Annotated in this window: 19 protein-coding genes; 2 read left to right on the top strand and 17 right to left on the bottom strand. The window is 53.8% G+C overall.

Features of this window, described 5'->3' with window-relative positions:
* Positions 1-356 precede the first annotated feature (356 nt).
* From NQZ67_RS21090 to NQZ67_RS21060, 7 genes are all read right to left on the bottom strand, one after another.
* Positions 357-2126 (bottom strand): extracellular solute-binding protein, encoded by a 1770-nt coding sequence (locus NQZ67_RS21090; RefSeq protein WP_257449767.1) that lies wholly within the window; start codon positions 2124-2126, stop codon positions 357-359.
* Between the two features lie 124 nt (positions 2127-2250).
* Positions 2251-3135, bottom strand: coding sequence for a carbohydrate ABC transporter permease (locus tag NQZ67_RS21085; RefSeq protein ID WP_257449764.1), 885 nt, complete (start codon positions 3133-3135; stop codon positions 2251-2253).
* A gap of 20 nt (positions 3136-3155) precedes the next feature.
* On the bottom strand, positions 3156-4058 hold the full coding sequence (locus tag NQZ67_RS21080) for an ABC transporter permease (RefSeq protein ID WP_371825338.1): 903 nt from the start codon (positions 4056-4058) through the stop codon (positions 3156-3158).
* Between the two features lie 118 nt (positions 4059-4176).
* Complete coding sequence (locus NQZ67_RS21075; RefSeq protein ID WP_257449758.1) at positions 4177-5856, bottom strand: extracellular solute-binding protein; 1680 nt, start codon at positions 5854-5856, stop codon at positions 4177-4179.
* Positions 5857-5996: 140 nt separating this feature from the next.
* Positions 5997-7133, bottom strand: a complete 1137-nt coding sequence (locus tag NQZ67_RS21070; RefSeq protein ID WP_257449755.1) for a response regulator — start codon at positions 7131-7133, stop codon at positions 5997-5999.
* On the bottom strand, positions 7108-8829 hold the full coding sequence (locus NQZ67_RS21065) for a sensor histidine kinase (protein WP_257449753.1): 1722 nt from the start codon (positions 8827-8829) through the stop codon (positions 7108-7110). The genes NQZ67_RS21070 and NQZ67_RS21065 overlap by 26 nt, the downstream gene beginning before the upstream one ends.
* Before the next feature lie 71 nt (positions 8830-8900).
* Positions 8901-9809: an ArsR/SmtB family transcription factor gene (locus tag NQZ67_RS21060; protein WP_257449751.1), complete on the bottom strand. Its 909-nt coding sequence runs from the start codon at positions 9807-9809 to the stop codon at positions 8901-8903.
* Between the two features lie 193 nt (positions 9810-10002).
* Between NQZ67_RS21060 and NQZ67_RS21055 the strand changes: the two genes are divergently transcribed.
* Complete coding sequence (locus NQZ67_RS21055; protein ID WP_257449749.1) at positions 10003-11493, top strand: glycoside hydrolase family 43 protein; 1491 nt, start codon at positions 10003-10005, stop codon at positions 11491-11493.
* Between the two features lie 66 nt (positions 11494-11559).
* Here NQZ67_RS21055 and NQZ67_RS21050 read toward each other — a convergent pair whose 3' ends face one another.
* The 3 genes from NQZ67_RS21050 to NQZ67_RS21040 are packed head-to-tail and all read right to left on the bottom strand — an operon-like array spanning position 11560 to position 14405.
* A complete protein-coding gene (locus NQZ67_RS21050) occupies positions 11560-12579 on the bottom strand; it encodes a zinc-binding alcohol dehydrogenase family protein (RefSeq protein ID WP_257449747.1) in 1020 nt (339 codons plus the stop codon).
* Between the two features lie 10 nt (positions 12580-12589).
* On the bottom strand, positions 12590-13534 hold the full coding sequence (locus NQZ67_RS21045; RefSeq protein ID WP_257449745.1) for an aldo/keto reductase: 945 nt from the start codon (positions 13532-13534) through the stop codon (positions 12590-12592).
* A 37-nt stretch (positions 13535-13571) separates the two neighbouring features.
* On the bottom strand, positions 13572-14405 hold the full coding sequence (locus tag NQZ67_RS21040) for an amidohydrolase family protein (RefSeq protein WP_257449742.1): 834 nt from the start codon (positions 14403-14405) through the stop codon (positions 13572-13574).
* 130 nt (positions 14406-14535) lie between these two features.
* On the opposite strand from NQZ67_RS21040, the gene NQZ67_RS21035 reads away from it, so the two are divergent.
* Positions 14536-15396: a helix-turn-helix domain-containing protein gene (locus NQZ67_RS21035; protein WP_257449739.1), complete on the top strand. Its 861-nt coding sequence runs from the start codon at positions 14536-14538 to the stop codon at positions 15394-15396.
* Between the two features lie 8 nt (positions 15397-15404).
* On the opposite strand, the gene NQZ67_RS21030 is transcribed toward NQZ67_RS21035, so the two are convergent.
* The 7 genes from NQZ67_RS21030 to NQZ67_RS21000 all read right to left on the bottom strand — a co-directional run bounded on the left by NQZ67_RS21030 (position 15405) and on the right by NQZ67_RS21000 (position 20844).
* Positions 15405-16172, bottom strand: coding sequence for an ABC transporter permease (locus NQZ67_RS21030; protein WP_257449737.1), 768 nt, complete (start codon positions 16170-16172; stop codon positions 15405-15407).
* Positions 16172-16942 carry an ABC transporter ATP-binding protein gene (locus NQZ67_RS21025; RefSeq protein ID WP_257449734.1) on the bottom strand — a complete coding sequence of 257 codons (771 nt, stop codon included), beginning with the start codon at positions 16940-16942 and terminating at the stop codon, positions 16172-16174. Before NQZ67_RS21025 ends, NQZ67_RS21030 begins: the two co-directional genes overlap by 1 nt.
* 18 nt (positions 16943-16960) lie before the next feature.
* Positions 16961-17827: a pentapeptide repeat-containing protein gene (locus NQZ67_RS21020; RefSeq protein ID WP_257449732.1), complete on the bottom strand. Its 867-nt coding sequence runs from the start codon at positions 17825-17827 to the stop codon at positions 16961-16963.
* A gap of 14 nt (positions 17828-17841) precedes the next feature.
* On the bottom strand, positions 17842-18171 hold the full coding sequence (locus NQZ67_RS21015; protein WP_257449729.1) for a PadR family transcriptional regulator: 330 nt from the start codon (positions 18169-18171) through the stop codon (positions 17842-17844).
* A gap of 158 nt (positions 18172-18329) precedes the next feature.
* Positions 18330-18722 (bottom strand): hypothetical protein, encoded by a 393-nt coding sequence (locus tag NQZ67_RS21010; protein WP_257449726.1) that lies wholly within the window; start codon positions 18720-18722, stop codon positions 18330-18332.
* Positions 18723-18769: 47 nt separating this feature from the next.
* A complete protein-coding gene (locus NQZ67_RS21005) occupies positions 18770-20179 on the bottom strand; it encodes a sensor histidine kinase (protein WP_257449724.1) in 1410 nt (469 codons plus the stop codon).
* Positions 20176-20844, bottom strand: a complete 669-nt coding sequence (locus tag NQZ67_RS21000; protein ID WP_257449722.1) for a response regulator transcription factor — start codon at positions 20842-20844, stop codon at positions 20176-20178. The genes NQZ67_RS21005 and NQZ67_RS21000 overlap by 4 nt, the downstream gene beginning before the upstream one ends.
* Positions 20845-20907 lie beyond the last annotated feature (63 nt).

Below are 20907 nucleotides of genomic sequence, written 5' to 3'. Positions count from 1 at the left end.
GCGGATTGGGATCATTCGTGCGAAGCATAAAAAAACACCGCGCTTTCTGTGGGATGGTTACTAACTACATTATACCATATTAACGCGGTGATTTATTGAAGTTTATAACTTTCTCAACAGCCTGAAAAATGCAGGAGTTTTATCGATTATCCCATCACATGCTCCAAAATCAAAAAAAATCCTGCACTTTTTACAGGATTTTCCCCTGCACACGTACAATCAATAGCAAATGATGTACCAAGTGCAGTATTTATCTGTTTTACCCTTAATCTCTTACCGCTTGGGCTTCGTTAACAGTCTGAGCATCCCGGATCTAGTCCAGGATGCTCTTTTATTACCCGATATTGTGGATTCGATTATCGATGAGGGAACACGGTTTTCTCCGCCAGCTCCACTTCGTATTGGATCACCTCGTCATAGCCGAGGCCCTTCGCCTTTGAGATCATCTCTTCCTTCAGCTTATTATATTCGTCATCGCTCTTCGCGTAGATCATTTTCCAGGAATATTCCTTGATGATCTTGCCGATGCCGGTTGTCTTCTGCTGGATATGGGCTGACGGGGTGGCAGGCGTCTCCGTCGTGAAGAACGGCTTCGATACTTCGATCATATCGTTCTTCACGAAATAGTCCTTCGCCGTCATGACGCCCATCGCTTCCCGCCAGCTCTTGGTGACCGGATCCGGATTGTGGTTCAGCGTGGAATTCCAGATGTTGTAGTCGTAAGGCTCGCCTGTCTCCGGATGAATGTTCGTCAGCTTCAGCGTCGTATTGTTAATCTGATTCATGCCGTCCTTGAACGTGCCGCCGCCGTATTCCGCAGGCACCGGCTCCGCGTTGGCGGGCAATGCCTTCCAGCCGAACTCCGTGACGAACGGCTTGCCGTTCTCGTCGATATCCCAAGCCAGACCTTTCGGACCGTAGTTCGCTTCCATCACGCCTTCCGGAGAGTACAGCCAGCCGAGGAATTCCATGATTCTGCCCGGATCCTTCGCCTTCGAGCCGATCGCCCATACCCGGTTGCCGCCATAAGGGCTTTGACCATAGGACGTAATCTTCTCCTCCGAGAATGGCACGAGCGCCAGTCCTTTGCCCTGCGCCGTGCGTTCCGGCGTGTTATAAGCGTTGTCTACCCACGGGAAGTGGGAGAACAGAATTTGACCGTCCTGGAACTTGCTCGACACGTCGGAGAACTTCTGCGTCAGGGAGTCCGGGTCGAGCAGTCCCATCTGGTTGGCGTCGTAATAGAACTTCAAGCCTTCCAGATAATGCCCGTCCTCGTCGAGCACGCCTTGATATTCATCCTTGTTCTGATGAGTAAGAATCAAGCCGGCCGGGTTCAGGCCGTCACCCTCGTTGTATCCGTAGAACTGCGCGACAACCTTGGCCAGCGTCATGTAATTGCCGTCCCAATCCGACCATAGGGAGATGCCGTAAGTCGGTCGTCCGGATTCACTCTTGGGCTCCAGCTCCTGCATCTGCTTCAGTACCGGCAGGTAGTCGTTCAACGTCTTGATCTCGGGACTTCCGAGCTTCTGGTACAGGTCCCAGCGAAGATTGGGTCCGTACGTCATCGTCGCGCCTTCGGATGGACCTTCGCCCGTTCCGACGTCGAAGCCGATTCCGTATACGGCCGTGCCGCCGCCGAATTGTTTTTTGTTCGCTTCGATTGCCTCGGGAGCGTTCTCCAGCATGCCTTGCCCGTATTGATTAAGCAGGTCGTCCTTCGTCCAGTCGAGGAGCAAGCCGGCTTTGATCGCGTCTTGGTAGTCCTTGCCGTTGCTGCCGAATACGACGAGGTCGCCCATGTCTCCGGAAGCCATCATCGTCGCGATTTTTTGCTGGCCGCCGGCCAGGTTGGAAGCGATGATGTTCAGCTTGATATTGAATTTGTCCTTGACCAGCTTCGCGAACCAGCCTGGCTGCTCGCCTGCGTAGTTGGCAAGCATGGAGAACACGTCGATCGTAATCTCCTCTCGCTCCCCGCCTGCCGCGTTATTGCCAGCCTCGGCGCCTGTCCCGGAGCTGTTCGAATTGCCGCCATTATTGCCGTTGCTGCATGCGGATGTAAAGATCATGATGGCGCAGGTCAAGATCAGAAGCGTGGAGCTCACTATTCTCTTTTTCATGTGGACATATCCTCCCCTTGAATACGTAGCGATCACCTTTATTAGGTCAAGCCTGCCTTACTTGGAATACCGCGCGTCGCGCTCAAGCCTCACCTCCTTTATCGAAATTAGCTGACAAGAGCCATTACCCTTTAACGGCGCCGATCATAATGCCTTTGACGAAAAACCGTTGGAAGAACGGATACACCAGCAAAATCGGCAGCACTACAACCATCGAGACAGTCGTCTGGATCGAGGTCGGCGTGGCCATGTTGCTAATATCCACCATCGCGCCGGTAGACTGCTTCATGAGCTGGGCGATGGACGTCGCTTCGTTCATATAGCGGTACAGGATGAACTGCAGCGTGAACAAATTTTGATCCGTAATCAGGAACAACGTGTCCGTGAAGCTGTTCCACTGGGTCACCGCGGAGAAGATCGCAATGGTTGCCAGGATCGGCGTAATTAACGGAAAGATGATTTTGGCGAAAATCGTAAGAATGCCGGCCCCGTCGATCTGCGCCGACTCCTGAAGGGCAAGCGGCGTCGATTCGACAAAGGTTTTGACCAGAATGATGAAGAACGGCTGTACGATGGCCGGCAATATATACGCCAGGAAGTTATTGGTCAAGCCAAGCTGCAGCATCGTCAAGTACCACGGAATTAGGCCGGCGTTGAAGTACATGGTGATAACCAGAAACCGGTACCAGAAGCTGCGTCCCCACATTTGCTTAGTGAACAGATAGCCGAGGAACGCCGACGCCGCAACCGTCAGAACGGTGCCAAGCACCGTGCGGAACACCGAGATGAGCGCCGCCTGTCCGAGGCCGGGAATTCGGAACACGTCCGCATAGTTCGTCCAGTGAATGTCCTTCGGATAGAACATGACGAGCCCTCTGCTGCTCAGATCGTTGTTGCTGATCGTGTTGATGAACAAATAATAGAAGGGAAACACGCAGATCAGCGTAATCATCGCGAACGCGGCATAGTTCACGAAGTGGAACATCGTAAATTTCTCTTTGACGGGCATAGGCTGTATGTCTCCTTTATCTAAAAGATGCTTTCGCCGCGGATGACCTTCGACATGCTATTGGCGATGAACAATAGGAACAGGCTGACCAGCGACTTCAGCAAGCTGACGGCCGTCGCGAAGCCGAAATTGGAATTCGTCATGCCGATGTTGTACACGTACAAGTCGAGAACCTCGATATTGTGCATGTTCATTGCGTTTTGGAACACGTAGAACTGCTCCATGCCGTTATTGATGAAGTTGCCGATCGAGAGCAGCAGCAGGACGAAGAACGTCGGCATAATGCCCGGGATCGTCACGTGCCACATGAGTCGGAACCGGCCGGCGCCGTCCACTCTCGCCGCTTCGTAAATTTCCTGATCGATGCCCATGATGGCGGCAATATACATGATCGCGCCCCACCCGAGACCTTTCCATACGCTCCACAGGGTCATGCTCAGCCAAGTATGGTCATCCGAAGCGAGAATGTTGAGCGGCTCGGAGATCCATCCCAGATCCAGCAGCAAATTGTTGATGAAGCCGTTATTGACGGAGAACAGCATGAACGCGAACGAATAGACAAGCACCCAGCTGATGAAGTTCGGCAGCGTTGTGAGCGTTTGCACGAGCTTCTTGAACTTGGCGCTCCGCAGCTCCGCCAGGAACACCGCAAAGATAACGGGCAATACAGAAGTCAGAATATTCAGAGTACTTATGGCAAACGTGTTCCGTAATACTCGCATGACCTCTTCTCTCTGCACCTCGTTGGATACCATGGAGGTGAACCACTCGAAGCCCATAAATTCCGACTGAGCTAACGGGATACCGGGCCGGTAATCGTAGAAGGCATAAATCCATCCGTACAGCGGCAGATAGCAGAATACAAAAGCCAGCGCCAGGAATGGCAACGCCATCAGAAAGAGTCGATATTTATCTTTTATCATCATGTTGCTCCCCCTCGTTCTATTGCCGTATGGGTATTTTGGGCATAACAAAATAAGCTGCCAGGCCACTTGTTTTTTTTCCGAGTTTATCGAAATGTCCACATTCCGAACTCGCGTTTTATGATTTCAGTTGAGCTACTTCTAGAAGGATCTGCTCCCCGCCTAACCGCAGCCACTCTTCGGCAAACTGGTCGAACGCATCAAGCGGAGCAACGCCCATAATGATGCTGAGAAAGGTCTCGTATTCCAGCTCCTGCAGCTTCTCCCACCTTCTCTCCATCGTTCCCGTCTGCGAGTACGTCACGCTGTACACGCCATTAATGTCGTTGTCAACGAGCGGAGATCCCCCAACCATCAAGGCGTACGCCCGGATCCACATCGCCCTGTCCTTGGCGGGATCCCAGTATTGAATATCGTACATGTCATGAGGCTCCAGCTTCACGGGGCCGATCTTCTCCGCGTCAGTTATCAGCATTTTGTATTCTGGCTTATCTCCGAAGTCCCGTGCTGTTTTCCTGCCGGCCAATACCTCCCTAAGTGCCTTCACTTCATATTCCGTCTCGTCGGAAGCGGCATAAGTCATCTTTAATGGATATTCCGTAGGCCCCCTCTCGGTAGTGAAGGTCCCTTCGCTTTCGCCCAGCACCAGGTTGTTGAGCATTTTCATGACGGCTTCCGGATGCTCGTAGCCCTTGCGCACGACAACGAACTTCGTGGTGGAGGTGCTCATATGCGGACTGAACTCGCCATTCCGGTCCAGCGGCAGAGCGTACGCCTGCCAATTCGCCTCCGGGTTGTTCCGGATCGCGTCGTCGATGGGTCCGTAAGGCGCCCACCACGGCCCGAAGAACATGCCGGCTTCTCCGTTCGCGATCGGCTTCCACGGCTCCTGCCGCACCCCGATTTCCTTATCGATCAATCCTGCGGCATAGAGCTTCCTTAATTGGCCCAAGGCTTCTTTGGTTTCCGGCTCAGTGGAGCCATATACGACCTTTCCCTCTTTCTCCAGCCAATAACCCGGATAAGCATGATAAGCGGAGAAGATGCCGTCGAATCCGTATAAGTTATTGGTCGATTGAAGAAAGCTCGCATATAACGCTCCCCTCGCTCCCGGTCCCGCCAGCCCGATCGTATCCCGTTTGCCGTTGCCGTCCGGGTCTTGTTCCACAAAGGCTCGCGCGACGGCTTCCAGCTGCTCCACCGTCGTTGGCGGATCCAGCTCCAGCTTCTCCAGCCAATCCTTGCGAATCCATAAGAGATGAATGCCGTCCGCTTGCAGCTGCGCGTTCGGCAGAGCCATTATTTTGCCGTCGAACGTCACGCTGCGAAGAGCCTCGCCGCCTGTGCTGTCCAAGATCCTCTTAATGACCGGGGACGCATATTGCTTGTACACTTCCGTCATGTCCGCCAGCTGATCGGCTTCAACCATTTGCTTCAATTCCGCCGGACCTACGATCATAGCGTCAGGCAGATCGTTGCTGGCTATCGCCATGCTGACCTTCTGATCGTAATTCGTAGGCGATGCCTTCAAGGAGTAGTCGACGATGATGTTCAAGTTCTCCCTAATGTTGCGGGTGTATTGATTATCCAGGAGGGTTTCCCCCTCCAGCAGCGATTTGGTCGGCTCTACGATCGTAGCCACACGGATGGTTACGGGCTCCTCGTATTTCCCGAAGGGATGCGGAGGCGGCTTCAAGGCTTGATCGGTCTCCTTATTCGATTCATTCGAGGCGCTGCACGCGCTTGCCGCCAGCAGCAGGACGACCAGAGCCATCAACATCCATTGCTTTCTGTTCATATACCATTCCCTGCTTTCGCTCGTTTGGCCTCGTGGGCTCAGTATAACACGGCGGAAACCACCCTCGTGAGAGACCGCGGTTGCCAGTTTAGGTAGAGAAATGGGGGAAGCTTCGAAGAATTCGGAAGACAAATGTCCCCCTATGAATCGGACATTTGTTTCTCAGACAGGATGAATTGCCGGAATTCGCTGGGCAGCATTCCCGTCTTCTCCTGGAAGACCCGGCTGAAATATTTCTGATCGGCGTAGCCCGTATTCTCCGAGATCCACTGCACGGTTTTCTGTGTATATTGCAAATACTCCTTCGCCTGCTCTATCCGAATATGTCGCAAATATTCGTTGAAGGGCATGCCGACAAGCTCCTTGAAGCACTGGCTGAAGTAGCTTCGGCTCATATTGACCCGCTTGGCCATATCGGAAGCATGAACCTGGCCGGATAATTCGTCATGCATGGCTTGAACGGCTCTGGCGATACTGTCCTTCACCTCATCCGAATAGGGGGCTTTGCCTGTGGCGGCAATGAACCGCTCTCTTACCGCGGTTAGCCATTCCTTCACATCCGTCCACGAATGGAAGGCGTCCGGCAGCTCGATGTTCTTCTCGGTGACGGAGCTGTAGATGCGGTTCCAGACCATCATTAGCGACTGGAGGAACGTCATCAGCTTGGCAGGGGGCAATTGGATTTGCCGAAGCTCCTCGAGGAAGGCTTCGAACTCGGACAGGTTATGCACCCAACCAAGCGATTGTCCGCGCTTCTTCAGCTCGGAGAGGTTAGGCTCGCTTATTGCTTCACCATCAAGCGCGCTCGCCCCTTGACTGGGACAAGCCTCATAGAACTTGACGTCCTTGCCGTTCTTCTCTTCATGAAACCCGTTAGCCGCTCCTTGTTTGCGCCGCTCCTCCCCTATTCTTGCTTTCACCCGGCTCATCACTTCGCCGAAGCTGTCCTGCTCCATCTCGACCTTGGCGATATAGTCAATGGCTCCGAGTCTAAGGCTCTCTTGGATATATTCGAAATCTTGATGCAGCGTGAGCACGACAATGAAGATATGAGGGTATTCTTTTCTTACGATTCTCATCAATTCCATGCCCGTCATCACGGGCATGGCCAGATCGGTCAGCAGCAAATCGACGGGATGCGAGGCCAAAAACTCCAGCGCTTTTTCTCCGTTTTTGGCTTCGCCCACTACCTCCATTTCATACTGCTCCCAAGGCAGGATCGCCATGAGCCCTCTTCGAACCAGGTTATCGTCATCCACGATCAATACTTTGATCAATGCCAAGCACCTCCCTATTCGGCAGCTTCAAGTAGACGGTCGTTCCTTTGCTCCGCTCGCTTCTGATGTCCAGACTCGCTTGATCGCCATATTGATTGTCGATCATCCGTTTCACGTAATTGAGTCCGATGCCCATGCCTGCCCTCTGCTGCTCGACTTGCTGCTCATTCAGCAATTTCTCGATCTCTTCTTCGGATATGCCCGCTCCGTTATCTTGAACGGAGATGACGATGCTGCCCTCATGACTTGCGACATCCACTTGAATATGTCCATCGTCATCTAGCCCGTGGTAGAGCGCGTTCTCCAGAATCGGCTGCAGAATGAATCGCGGAACCTCAATGTCCAGCGCCCGATCGTCCACTCGAATCCTCACGTCGAATTCGAAATCGTACCTGATTTTTTGCAGGGTCAAGTACTGCTTGATGGAATCCATCTCCTCGCGGATCGTGGAAGCCTGGCCCCTCTTGCCCAGGTTATAATACAAGAGCTTGTTCAGCGACAAGATCAGCTTGTCGAGCTCCTTGTTGCCATTAAGGGCGGCGAGCCAATGGGCCGTATCTAGCGTATTCATCAGGAAGTGCGGGTTAATCTGATACAGCAGCTTCTCCACCTCCAGATCCGCTCGCCGCTTCTCTTTCTGCTCCACCTCGCCAATCAGATCGGTAATTTGGAGCTTCATATTTTGCAATTGCTTGATAAGGAAATCGAATTCCGGAATGTTCGTGGCCAGCTCGTCGCGCGGCGGCGTGTTTTTCTGCGTGATCGATTTAATCTCCCGATTGAATTGGTGCAGCGGGATATAGACCATCTTCCACAGCAGCCAAGCGATCAGCAGCGTGACGGCAAGGAACAGAATGGACAAATACATCATCTGAGTAACCCAACGATTTTTCTCCTGATTGTATTCGTCCTTCGGGATCAGGGATACGATGCTCCAGCCTTGGTTGCTCGTGCTCTTGAACCAATAATAGCCGTTCAGCATACCCGATTCGCCGGCCCCGCCGGAATCATCGAAGTAATCATTCATCGGGAAGGCGGCAGCCGCGTCGCTGTACGCGATTCGCTTATCATTGTCCAGGATCAGGTACGAGGAGAAGTCGCCTACTTTATTTTCGAAAATATGATGGGACGTCTCGAAGCCCGATTCGACATAGACGTATACGTCGTCAAGCTCCCCCGATACATCCATTCTCCGGAGCGCGGAAATGACGAATTCATCATTATAACGTTCGTTGCTGACATGAGGGCCGAAGTAGGAGATTCGGAAATATTCGGCGAGAAGCGGCAAACCGTCTATCTCGTAATCTTCTTTCACGATGGTGTTATTGAACATGAAGGAGCCGTCGTCTTGCGAATAATACATGACCAGGCCGATAGTGGGGTTGGTGAACGAGATCAGATTAAGCTCGGTATGAATCTCCTCCGACAGGACCGTTCTCTCGAACGGATCGCCCGAGGACAGCAGCGCGTCCACCTTCTTGCCGATGCTCCCTTGGAACGCCAGCTGCTGCGTCACATGGTTAAGATTGCTGATCGTGCCTTCGAACGCGAGCTCCACCTGCTTCAGATTGCTTCGGACGCTGTTCTCCAGATTGCCGGATAAAATGTTCGACATCGCGTGATAGGAGAGCAGCACGACGCAAGTGAACGGGACTAAGGTAGCCGTTGCGAATATAAACATAATTCTTTTCTTCATCGTTGCCTGCTGAATAAATCGCACCCACAGCCGAATGACCCCTATCATAGGTTTGCGTCCCTTCCCCGCCGTTAATTGGTTAGATGCACCCGAATGACGATATCCTGATCGTGGTTCCCAAAGCCCGCTCCGTACAGCGTCAGCCCGCCTACATTAGCGCTTTCCTCGTCAACGCTGAATCGAAGCGTCCAGAACGGCTCCTGCAGCCCGATGTCAGCCACGGTTACGTCCGACATCCGCTCCCCGTCTATAGATGTGCCTGCGGCGTCGATGCGGATCGTCTTGAGCAGCCCGTATTGATTGACGTTGCGATGCCACCAATCCGGCGTAAATCTGCCGCGCGCCGCTCTGCCGAAATCGGCGGGGCTTGTCCAGCTGCCCAAGGTGACGCCGTTGAACGTAAACGTGATGTCCGAAGGCCAATGATCGCTTAAGCCCGGCGCCTCCGAAGCCAGCTCCATCGATATCTCGACGGCTCCCGCCGACTGGCCGGGGAGCAGATCATTTGCCGTCTTATATTCGACGTAGCCCTTGCCAAACCACAGGATCGACGCGTGAACCCGCTCGGGATCCAGAAAGTAGCGAGGGTCGTCCCAAATGCCGATCTCCTTCTCTCGTGTACCAAGCCCGCAGGTGGGATAAACTTCAAATGCGGTATAATGCCCAACCGAGATAGCCTGCTCTCTAACTCTTGCGTTTTTGGTCGCGGACGGCAGCTCGATCTCGATATGGTTCTCTCTCAGAAAGCACAGCTTATGCGTGCCGCCGTACAGGCGCGCTCTGCGGCTGCCGATGAGCCCGGCTTCCTCGAGCTTGCGAATATGCATCGTCACGATGGATGGACTTAATTGTAGCGCGGCTGCAATATCCTTGACGTTCATCTCGTTGCCGGCAAGCATGTCCATCATTTTCCACCGGACCTCGCTTGCCAGCGCTTCATACAACTTCATATAGCGTTGCTCGCCGTTTGCCCTAATCATTACAGAATTCACCTGACCTTCGAAAAGGTAGTATAAAAAGTTAAAATCACATTTACCTTCATTTAATGATTTTCCTTTGTACCTACAACTTACATGTATTGCAAGCCAATATGCAATAGTGTTTAATTTCTATATCTGCACGAATCCGACTGGATTCTTATGTTTGTGAATTCTACAAAATTGAGGTGTAACCATGAAATTCAACAATCCCGTCATTAAGGGATTCTACCCGGATCCAAGCATCTGCAAGGCGAACGGCTCTTACTATCTCGTCTGCAGCTCCTTTCAGTATTTCCCCGGCGTGCCGCTGTTCGAGAGCAAGGACCTGATTAACTGGACCCAAATCGGCCATTGTCTTACCCGCAGGAGCCAGGTGCAGCTGGACACCGTGGGCAGCTCCGGCGGCGTGTTCGCCCCGACCATCCGTCACGACAACGGGCGGTTCTACATGACGACGACCAACGATACGACGCGGCAGAACTTCTACGTATGGACCGACGATATATACGGGGAGTGGTCCGAGCCGATCTTCGTCGATCAAGGCGGCATCGATCCGGATCTGTATTTCGAGGGCGGCAAGGCCTACTTTATGAGCAACGGGACGGACGATCTCGGCATCGGCGGGATCGTCCAGTGCCAGATCGACATCGAGACGGGCGCCAAATTAACGCCGAGCCGCTCGCTATGGCAAGGAACGGGCGGACGGTACCTGGAGAGCCCGCATATGTACCGGATAAACGGGCAATATTACCTGCTTGCGGCGGAGGGCGGCACCGAATACGGCCATATGGTCACCTATGCTCGCGGCGAGTCCGTTACCGGTCCGTTCGAACCGTATCCGCATAATCCCGTGCTGACCAACCGCAATCTGGGCGGCTACGAGCTGCAAGGAGTCGGTCATAGCGACCTCATCCAGGATGATGAAGGCAACTGGTGGCTCTTCCATCTGGGCTTCCGCCAGATCGGCCGCTGGCTCACCTTCCATCACCTTGGCCGCGAAGTATTCCTGGCGCCGGTTACCTTCGGCGAGGACGGCTGGTTCGAAGCCGGTCATAACGGCACGACGCTGACCAGCTTCGAGACCGACCGCATCCCGGACTCTGTCGTGCAGCGGGAGAAGAAGGTCCTCACGTTCGAGAACACGGATTGGAATCTCGACTGGTGTTATCTTCGCCATCCGGCACCGGAGAACTATAAGCTGGAGGAAGGGAAAGCGACGCTGAAGGGAACAGCCGTAACTCTCGATGTTCCTGCCTCCCCGACCTTCATCGGCATCCGCCAGGTCGACTTCGAGGCGACGATTGCCTGCGATGTCCGTATGACGAACGGAGAAGCCGGCATTACACTGTATATGGACGAGAATCATCATTACGATCTGGCGATCCGCAAGGTCGAAGGCGGGTATCAAGCGATCGAGCGGCTGAATATCGGCGATATCAAATCCGTCGAGCGCGAGCTGGCCCTCGGAGCCGAGGGGCATGCCACTCTAATTATACGAGCAGGTCATGAACGCTACAGCTTTTCCGTGTTGGCCGATGGAAAAGAAACTCCGCTTGGCACGGCCCAGACGAGATACCTCTCGTCGGAGGTTGCCGGAGGCTTCACGGGCGTCGTCATAGGTCTGTACGCCTGCGGGGAAGACTCGTTGGCCGAATTCACGAACTTCAAGTGCGAATATCGTTAAATGCAGCAGCTTTAACGCAGCGAAAAGCAGCCGATTTTTTTAATCGGCTGCTTTTCGTCAACAATTTTACAGCTCCACTATAGCCTTCATCACCTTGGATTCCGGCTTCAGCCATTCTCCGAACGAATCGATCATGTTGTTGAAGGGCGAGCGGTGCGTGACGAATTTCTCGATATCCAACGCGCCGCTGCCCAGCACCTCCATCACATGCCGGAAATCGTCCCGCGTAGCATTGCGGCTGCCCATAAGCGTTAACTCGCGTTTATGGAATTCGGGATCGGAGAACGCGATGTCTCCTTTGACCAGGCCGACGAAAACCAGCTTACCGCCGTGCCCGACCCATTCGAACGACTTCGTCATGGAAGCCGCGTTGCCCGTAGCGTCGAATACGGCGACCGGGAAGTCTCCGTTCGTCCATTCGGCTAAGCGTTCCTTCGCGTCGGCCTCGAGCGAGTTGATCGTCCGGTCCGCGCCTGCCCATGTCTTGCAGAACGCGAGCCTCTCTTCATTAATATCCATCGCGATCACATACGCTCCCGCTTGCTTGGCGAATGCCATTACGCCAAGGCCGATCGGTCCCGAACCAATGACGAGCACCGTATCACCAGGCTCGATCTCCGCTCGCCGCACCGCATGCGCCCCGATGGCGAGCGGCTCTACCATCGCCGCCTCATCGAATGTCAGCCCTTCGGCTTTCAGCAAATGCGAGACTGGCACGGCGATGCGTTCGCGCATCCCGCCATCCTGATGAACGCCTAGCACTTGCATGCTCGTGCAGCAGTTCGTGCGGCCCCGTCTGCAGGCGAGACATTCGCCGCAATGAAGGTACGGAATAATGGCCACCGGATCTCGTGCCGCAAGTCCTTGTTCGTTCGCCCCGATCTGCTCGATCACGCCGGACAGCTCGTGGCCCAATATTCTTGGATAGTGGAAGAATGGCTGATTTCCCTTAAACGCATGGTAATCCGTTCCGCAAATGCCGATTCGCCGAAGGCTGACGATGGCATGTCCCTCGGTTAGAGCAGGCTCGGGCAAATCGTTGGCGAACCGGAATTGCCCAATCTCCTCGCACACGATTCCTTTCACCGTACATCCCTCATTTCTCTGCTTGATCGTTGTACAACGGAATACCGCTGACCCACGTCCGGTTATGAATCGGCTTCAGGATGGCGAGCACCTCATGGAGAAGCTCTTCATCCAGAGGCTCTTCCGTCCAAGCCGCGTTTTGTGTAATATTATCCGGGTTAGCCGTACTAACGAGCGTAGTCGGAATGCCGGCATGGCTGGTCGAGAACTGGACCGCCAGCTTGGCGATGTCCGAGCCCCGCTCCGCCGCGTGCTTGGCCGCTTGAAGGCAGACCGCCTTCGTCTCCGCATCGGCTGGATGCCAATCGGGCGTTCCGCGCGTGCTTAATAGCCCCATCGACAACGGCGAAGCATTGACGAGACCGACGCCACGCTCGTTCAAGAGAGGCAGCAGCCCCAGCAAAGACGTGTCGTTAAGCGAATAGTGGCAGTACGAAATAATAGCATCCACCTGAACCTTGGGCAGCATCTGCTCGAACAAAGCGAGCGGCAGACCGCAAATGCCGGAGTAGCGGATTTTCCCTTGCTGCTTCAATCGTTCCAGAGCGGGTATCGCTTCCTCCAAAATGATGTCCGGCTGAACGAATTCGATATCGTGCAGGAACAAGATATCGACGTAGTCCGTCTTCAGCCTGCGCAGGCTTTCCTCCAGGCTCGATTCGATTCTCGCCGCGGAGAAATCGAACGTATCCGCCCCGTAACGGCCCGCTTTCGTGCTCAGATAAAACCGGTCGCGCGAGGTCTGGCTGATGGCTTCTCCTAATACGGCCTCGGCCTTCGTCGCTCCGTAATACGGCGAGACGTCGATGAGATTGATCCCTGCATCGAGAGCCGCATGCACGGCGCGAATGCCTTCGGCGTCATCCGTCTGCCGGAATACGGAGCCTAAGGATGATGCTCCAAAGCTAAGACTCGAGACGTCCAATCCTGTTTGGCCTAAACGGCGATATTCCATAAAGACACTCCATTCCTCTCAAGTATTGAAATTGCGGTTATCTCAATTTATAAAATGTCCTTGCGTTTTCTCCGTACAGCTTGGCCCGCTCTTGCCCGCCCCATTCCGCCGGCAAAGCGGCTTCCAGCACATCCACCACTTCATCGTAGCTTGCGGCCAGCAAACATACCGGCCAGTCCGTTCCGAATAAGATCCGCTCCGATCCGAAGACGCGAAGCACATGCTCGATGTACGGCTGGAACTGTTCCGTTGTCCACGAATCGTGCTCCGCCTCCGTTACCATGCCGGACAGCTTGCAATAAATGTTCGAATGTCCGGCCGCCCGCTCGATGAGCGCGGCCCACGGCTCGAGAGCCTGCCGCGCGATTGGCGGCTTGCCGATATGATCAATGACGCCGCGCAGGCCGGGCACCGCGTCGAGCAGCTCGCAAAGCACCTCCAGCTGATCCGCCTTCACGAGCAAATCGACGGGAACGTCCAGCTCGGCGTAGCCGCGAAGCGCTTCCACGAATGCCGGCTCGAGAATGACGCTTGCATCCGGCATATCTTGAATCATGATCCGGAACCCTACGAACTTCGGATGTTCCTTGAACCTCTCGAATTGCTCCCGATGATGGGATTCGAACAGATCGAGCCAGCCTACGATGCCGAGAATAGAATCCGATCGATCGGCTAAGGCCAGAATGTATTCCGTCTCCTCGATCGTCGGAGCGGCCTGCACGACGATCGTTCCGTCGATATTATGCTTCCGCAAATGGTCTTCGAGGTGTTCCGGCAAATAGTCGCGGTACAGCACCGGAAGCTCTTCCGTTATCCAGCCGTAATCCGTACGCTGCATCGTCCAATAATGCTGATGGGCATCAATTCTCATAAGCGGCCTCCTTCTGTCTTGTTTATGCTTATTTTACTATTATAATAGGAAATAGAAATATCATAATGGAATCATTTTATGTCCGATTATGATACTCACTAAGCATGTAACGGATGGTGAGGCGTACCCTATGCTGCCTATTCGCAAACCTTTTTATCTCGATCCGGACTTCCCGTTAGAAGTGGTCTATCGGGGCGTTCGGTATACGGAGAACGAGCTTCCCGATCATCTGCACGATTTGTACGAGCTCGTGTACATCCATGAAGGCAGAGGAACGTTTTTTGTCGACCATGCCCTGTACGACAAAGAAGCCGGCGATCTGTTCCTGATCCCCGGGAATACCGTGCACCGCGCGTTTCCGTCCGCCGACGAGCCGATCGTGTCCACCGCCGTTTTCTTTGCGCCGTCGCTTCTGCATGCCGTCTCGCCAAGGGATGCCTATGATCCTCTTCGATGCTTCGATACCGCGCGCAAGAAGAAGCAATACAAAATCATATTGCCGGTGCCGGTCAAAGAGCGGATCGAAGCCGCGATCCACGCCATGGGAACTGAGGTGAAGAATCGGGAGCCCGGCTATCGCCAGGCCTTGTCGCTTCATCTTCAGCAGATCTTGCTCGAGCTGTATCGGCATCCCGCATTAAAGGACTCCTCTTCGCCTGCAATCGGCTTCGCTCCCCCGTGGCTGCTGGAAGCCCTGCGGGATATTAACCGCGATCCCGTCGGATGCGGAAGTCTCTCGGCCTTATCCGCCAGAGCCTGCGTGAGCCCCGGCCATTTCTCGCGGGCGTTCAAGCAGCTGACGGGCATGAACGTCACGCAATACGTCAACACCCAGCGTCTGGTCCGCGCGAAGGAGCTGCTTCTTTCGACGGACGACACGATCGAATCGATCGCGATCGCCTGCGGGTTCCAGGGCATGCGGCATTTTTATCAAAACTTCAAGCAATTAACCGGCGTCACGCCGAGGCAATACCGGAACGGGAACTACTAGAGCCTTTTTTATCCCCTTCTCTTATACACCCTCATGGCAAAGATATAAGCGATAATCATAATTCCTACGCACCACGCTAGCGCAATCCAAATGTCGTTGCCCACCGGCTGACCGGATAGCAAGGCGCGAATCGATTCGACGATCGAGGTCACGGGCTGGTTTTCGGCGAAGACGCGTACGGCGGTCGGCATTGAATCGGTCGGCACAAATGCCGAGCTGATAAAGGGCAGGAAGATTAGAGGATAGGAAAAGGCGCTCGCGCCATCGACGGTTTTGGCGGATAGTCCGGCAATGGCCGCGACCCATGTTAAGGCTAGCGTGAACAGAGCGAGTATCCCGGCTACGGCTAGCCAAGGCAGCACCCCTGCGGACGAACGAAACCCCATAAGCAACGCAACAAGTATGATGACGACCACCGACAGGGCGTTGGATACGAGCGAGGTCAGCACATGCCCCCAGAGCAAAGCGGAACGCGAAATCGGCATGGTGTGGAAACGTTCGAATATCCCGCGCTGCACATCGGTGAACAATCGGAAAGCCGTGTAGGATATTCCGCTGGCAATGGCCATCAGGAGTATTCCGGGCAGAAGGTAATTCACATAGTTATCCGTTCCCGCTTGAATGGCGCCGCCGAATACATAGACGAACAGCAGCATCATCGCGATCGGCGTAATGGTGACCGTGATGATCGTGTCCATGCTGCGGAAGATGTGACGCATGGAACGTCCCAGCATGACGCTAATATCGGTAAAAAAATGTTTTTTTGCCGTTTCCATTACTTCTCCTCCTTTTTGCCGACCATTGCGAGGAAGATCTCTTCTAACGACGGCTGCTTCTCGACATACTCCACCTTGGCGGATGGGAACCGCTGCTTCAGCTCTTGGAGCGTGCCGCTGGCGATAATCCGGCCTTCATGCAATATGGCAATCCGATCGGCGAGCTGCTCGGCTTCCTCCAAATATTGCGTCGTAAGGAATACGGTCGTCCCGCTCTCCGCAAGCCCCTTCACAATCTTCCATACTTCGATCCGCGCCTCGGGATCAAGCCCGGTTGTAGGCTCGTCGAGGAATATAATCTGCGGATTCCCCACGAGGCTCAGAGCGATGTCGAGCCTGCGGCGCATGCCGCCCGAATAGGTAGACGCTTTACGGTCCGCTGCGTCCGTTAGACTGAATCGTTTTAACATATCGTCCGCAACCTGGCGCGGATGTTTGAGATATCGCAGCTTGGCGATCATGACCAGATTTTCGCGTCCGGTCAAAATTTCATCCACGGCGGCGAATTGCCCGGTGAGGCTGATCGCCTGACGCACGTGTTCCGGCTTCGTCGCGACATCGTATCCGTTGACGGCGGCGGTTCCGCCATCCGGCTTAAGCAGCGTGGTGAGGATTTTGACCACCGTCGTTTTCCCTGCCCCGTTCGAGCCGAGGAGAGCGAAAATACGCCCCTTTTCCACTTCGAAATCGACGCCCTTCAGCACTTGATGCTCCTTGTAGGCTTTCTGCAGGCCTATTACTTGAATCGACTTGGTTTGTACGGTTTGCATCGGATTCCCTCCTAAAAATTAGATGACAGTCACTTTCGATACGTTGGCATCCATCCCTTTGAGCAGCGCATAGGTCAGCTTATCCATCGTCGCGCCGTCAAAGCAGACGGTTTTGATCATCCGATAGTACTTTTTCGTCAAAGTAAAACCCGGTTGGAACGAAACATTTCTAAACGCAGCGCCTCTGAACGAAACGTTGTTCAGTCCCGCTCTTTCGAACGTAACGCCGATGAACGTCTGTCCGTCGAAGCAATGTCCGGTCAGGTCGGAATATTTGAAGTCCACTCCCTCAAATAAGCAGCGCTCAAAAACCGTTTTTCTAAGATCCGTGGTTGATAGTGTCACGTCGGTCAATCTCACTCCCGTGAATTTGGCTCCGTCGAGTGCCGAGCTGCTGAAATTCGTTCGAACAAGGATCGACTTGTCAAAGCTTGCATTCGTCAGGTCAAGCGCGGAGAAGCTGCAGTCCGTCAGATTCGCTCCGTCAAAGTTGGCTTCGCGCACATCGCTGCCCTTAAACGAGCTGCCGGTCAAATCCGCGCCGGAAAAGTCGGAGCCGTGCAGGGCGCTGCCGTTAAACCGTCCTTTGTGAGCTTTGACGCCCGCAAAATCGCTTTGCGCCAGGTTGCTTGCGCTAAAGTTTGTCAGAACTTGCCGCTCTAGCGAAAGAGAGAGGCTCGCGACCTCCAGGATCGTTTGCTCAATGTCGCCGATACTCTCCATCGTCATCGCGAACGCCGTTTCATCGTCCTTGCCCTCCGCCCGGAGCTCACGGTAGCGCTCCTGCAAATCGGAATGTAGATCGGCCTTTAATTCGGTGACGCTTCTCACTCCGTCATATGGCATGAAGACGCTGTTCAAGTGGTTCGTCAGCTTCTGATTCATGATTTCAATCTCCCTTACAATAAGTTTTCGATCACGCGTTTGGCATACGCCCACTTGCTTTTGTTCCGGACGTAAGAAACTTTGCCCCGCTTCGTAATTCGGAAATATTTGCGTCGTCCTCCCTGGGTTTCGTCGCCCCAATACCACTCGATATCTCCGTCCGCTTCAAGCCGTCTGAAGCTGGAGTACATCGTCGCTTCTTTTAATTCATACTCGCCCCCCGACCGCTCGGCAATCAGCTTGACAACCTCGTAGCCATAACGGTCGGCTTCGGACAAGAGCCGCAGAATCATCGTGTCCGTATGTCCTCGCAGCAGGTCGGATGTGATTTTGCTCCCGCTCATTTCCTCACCTCCATATCTGCATGATAAAGCATACTACTATGACTGTCAAGGTAGTATTTTAAATTAAATACTTTGCCTAAAAATCTTCAGTCCAAATAAAAAAACCGCGCATCGCGCGGTTTCCATATCATGAGTATTATCGCTGTTGTTATTCTATTCTACTCCTCCATCTGAATCGAGAAGGTCACCGCTATGAACAGAATAAAACTAAGCAACAGCGCCGTTCCGCCCGCAATAAACGCGATGAGCGTGAACGTTTCGTTCATGCGGAACGGATTGATCGTATAGAACAGCATCCCGACCGTCAACCCGACCGAACCAATGACGGCCAGCCACCCATGAGCAGTAACCAGCTTCTTCGCCTTGATATGAAATACTCGATAGAACAACCCCCAGACGAACACCGACAACCAGCCCACCACAAGCATATGCGCATGAATGGCGCGAAGCTCATAATTTCCGCTCCCCGCCATATCGGCACCAAGAATAGCCCCGACGAGCCCGAAGACCGCTGCCAACCGAATAAGACGCAAGCTCCATGTTTTCTCCATAAAAAAACCTCCATACCTGTTGTATAGAGGCAGTATACAAGGCCAATCTAAACTGTATCTAAACGATCCGCCCCAGGCATGATGGGCAGAGTCACCGTGACGCAAGTTCCTTCGCCCCGCGTGCTCGATATTCGGATTTCGCCTTGATGCAAGACGACCGTTTCCTTCACGATAGACAGCCCAAGGCCCGTTCCATTCGTCGAACGCGAGGCATCCGCGCGATAAAATCGCTCGAATACATGCGGCAAATCCTGTTCCGCGATTCCGATGCCGGTATCCTCGAAGGTCACGTTCACCTGCTTCCTCTCTCTTTCGGTTCGAATCCGAATCTTTCCTCCGGGCTTGTTGTATTTGATCGCATTCGTCAGCAGGTTCTCCCATACATTCTCCAGCAAAGCCTCGTCGCCATTCAAATATAGAGGATCGGTGTCCAAGCTTATCGAGATCTCTTCTTTCTCCAATAGCCAGCGGTACTTCATTACAATGCGTTCGATTTGCTCGTGTAACGCATAGGACCGCCGGGTAATGGATTTGCCGCGCTGATCCAGCGACGTTAACAATAGCAGCTGCTTCGTCAAATTCGATAACCTCATGGCCTCATTTTCGATTACCGCCGCATACTGCCGGCGGGACGCTTCATCCAGCTCCTTCTGCTTCAAGAGAGCCGCGTACCCTCCTATATTCAGAAGAGGAGACTGGAAGTCATGCGACACGTTCCGAATAAAGCTTTTCCGTTCCGCTTCATTGGCAAGAAGCTGCTTGGCCATTCGGTTAAAGCTTGCGGCAAGCTCCCCAAGCTCATCCGAGCGGCTTATCCGAACATGGGTTTCGAAATCCTCCGCGGCTATCCGTCTCGTTGCCGCCGTCAGTTTTTTGATCGGACGAACCAGATACCAAGCAGCGATGATAATCGCCAGCAAGCTAACGACGAGCATGAGAAGAGCCATCCCGCCCATCATGGTATGCACCTCGCTGAATAACAGACGAATATCCGGGCGGACGAACATCGCATAACGCTGCCCTTCGTGCACGAAAGGAATGCCGATCGAATTCCGGATGTCATTGGCAAAAAAGCCGGTCACGAAAAGCTGCTTCCGATAATCCCGCATGCCGTGGTAGACATCTCCCGCTAACACGTCTGCGATAATCGAGCGTTCAAGCTCCTTCCGCCGATATTCGCCGCCGTAGTAACCGGAAGCTCCGCTCTCGTTCACGACATAGATCTGGTATCCAGCTTGCCCCAGCATGGACAGGTGTTCCTGCAAGTTCAGCTTCGATTGCCCGGAAATATAAGCCGCCATGCGGCTGGCGATTGCGGTGTTTTTGGCGTCATTCTGCTCCTTAAGCACTTGTTGGTAGTACATATTCGTTGCCAGGAAAGCGAGCACCGTGCTGACCGACATAATCAGCAGGGCTACGACAAGGTATTTCACGTATAGGGAAGATTTCAGCTTCATGGCGAAACCTCGATTCGGTACCCAACGCCGCGAACGGTATGGATGCGTACGGATGAGCCGAGTGAGTCAAGCCGATCCCGAAGCCGGTTCATATGGGTATTCAGCGTATGATCGCTTTCGTATTCCAAGCCCCAGACTTGTTGCATCAGATACTCTCGTTCGAACACTTGTCCAGGCCGCGATGCGAGAACGGCAAGCAGCTCGAACTCCTTGAGCGGCAGCAGCAGCTTCCTCTGTCCTCTGACGACCTGGAGCGTCGGGCGTCTAATTTCCAAATCCCCGGCCGAAATCGCCGCATCCGTCGGCTTATCGTATCTCCTTAATATCGCCTGAACGCGAAACAGAAGCTCCTCCGGCTCGAAAGGCTTCACCATGTAATCGTCGACGCCGGCCATAAACCCCTCGCGTTTATCCTCCAGCTCTCCCTTGGCGGTCAGCATGAGGACGGGAAGATCCCAATCCTTCTTCAGCTTGTCCGTCAATTCGAATCCGTCCAAGCCCGGCATCATGACGTCCACGATGGCCAGATCCACCTTCTCGTTCATTAGGGCCAAGGCCGCCTCTCCCGAATTCGCAGTCCGAACTTGATATCGCCATGAAACCAAACGCAGTCTTATCAGCTCTAGTATGTTCGGGTCATCATCAACAACCAGTATGGTTCGCATTCCATCCCCCGCATTACGATGGGCATCAGCCAGCCTCCATGATATCATGCATTCTTTGTCATT

This window comes from Paenibacillus soyae, assembly GCF_024623455.1.
GTDB lineage: Bacteria > Bacillota > Bacilli > Paenibacillales > Paenibacillaceae > Pristimantibacillus > Pristimantibacillus soyae.
This window is presented reverse-complemented; position numbering and strand designations above follow the sequence as displayed.

Excerpts from the sequence above, each read along its gene's own strand:
- NQZ67_RS21085 (WP_257449764.1), bottom strand. The coding sequence starts at position 3,135 with ATGCCCGTCAAAGAGAAATTTACGATGTTCCACTTCGTGAACTATGCC.
- NQZ67_RS21025 (WP_257449734.1), bottom strand. The coding sequence starts at position 16,942 with ATGCAAACCGTACAAACCAAGTCGATTCAAGTAATAGGCCTGCAGAAA.
- NQZ67_RS21030 (WP_257449737.1), bottom strand. The coding sequence starts at position 16,172 with ATGGAAACGGCAAAAAAACATTTTTTTACCGATATTAGCGTCATGCTG.
- NQZ67_RS21060 (WP_257449751.1), bottom strand. The coding sequence starts at position 9,809 with ATGATTAGGGCAAACGGCGAGCAACGCTATATGAAGTTGTATGAAGCG.
- NQZ67_RS21000 (WP_257449722.1), bottom strand. The coding sequence starts at position 20,844 with ATGCGAACCATACTGGTTGTTGATGATGACCCGAACATACTAGAGCTG.
- NQZ67_RS21075 (WP_257449758.1), bottom strand. The coding sequence starts at position 5,856 with ATGAACAGAAAGCAATGGATGTTGATGGCTCTGGTCGTCCTGCTGCTG.
- NQZ67_RS21045 (WP_257449745.1), bottom strand. The coding sequence starts at position 13,534 with ATGGAATATCGCCGTTTAGGCCAAACAGGATTGGACGTCTCGAGTCTT.
- NQZ67_RS21010 (WP_257449726.1), bottom strand. The coding sequence starts at position 18,722 with ATGGAGAAAACATGGAGCTTGCGTCTTATTCGGTTGGCAGCGGTCTTC.
- NQZ67_RS21080 (WP_371825338.1), bottom strand. The coding sequence starts at position 4,058 with ATGATAAAAGATAAATATCGACTCTTTCTGATGGCGTTGCCATTCCTG.
- NQZ67_RS21015 (WP_257449729.1), bottom strand. The coding sequence starts at position 18,171 with ATGAGCGGGAGCAAAATCACATCCGACCTGCTGCGAGGACATACGGAC.
- NQZ67_RS21005 (WP_257449724.1), bottom strand. The coding sequence starts at position 20,179 with ATGAAGCTGAAATCTTCCCTATACGTGAAATACCTTGTCGTAGCCCTG.
- NQZ67_RS21055 (WP_257449749.1), top strand. The coding sequence starts at position 10,003 with ATGAAATTCAACAATCCCGTCATTAAGGGATTCTACCCGGATCCAAGC.
- NQZ67_RS21040 (WP_257449742.1), bottom strand. The coding sequence starts at position 14,405 with ATGAGAATTGATGCCCATCAGCATTATTGGACGATGCAGCGTACGGAT.
- NQZ67_RS21020 (WP_257449732.1), bottom strand. The coding sequence starts at position 17,827 with ATGAATCAGAAGCTGACGAACCACTTGAACAGCGTCTTCATGCCATAT.
- NQZ67_RS21090 (WP_257449767.1), bottom strand. The coding sequence starts at position 2,126 with ATGAAAAAGAGAATAGTGAGCTCCACGCTTCTGATCTTGACCTGCGCC.
- NQZ67_RS21035 (WP_257449739.1), top strand. The coding sequence starts at position 14,536 with ATGCTGCCTATTCGCAAACCTTTTTATCTCGATCCGGACTTCCCGTTA.
- NQZ67_RS21065 (WP_257449753.1), bottom strand. The coding sequence starts at position 8,829 with ATGAAGAAAAGAATTATGTTTATATTCGCAACGGCTACCTTAGTCCCG.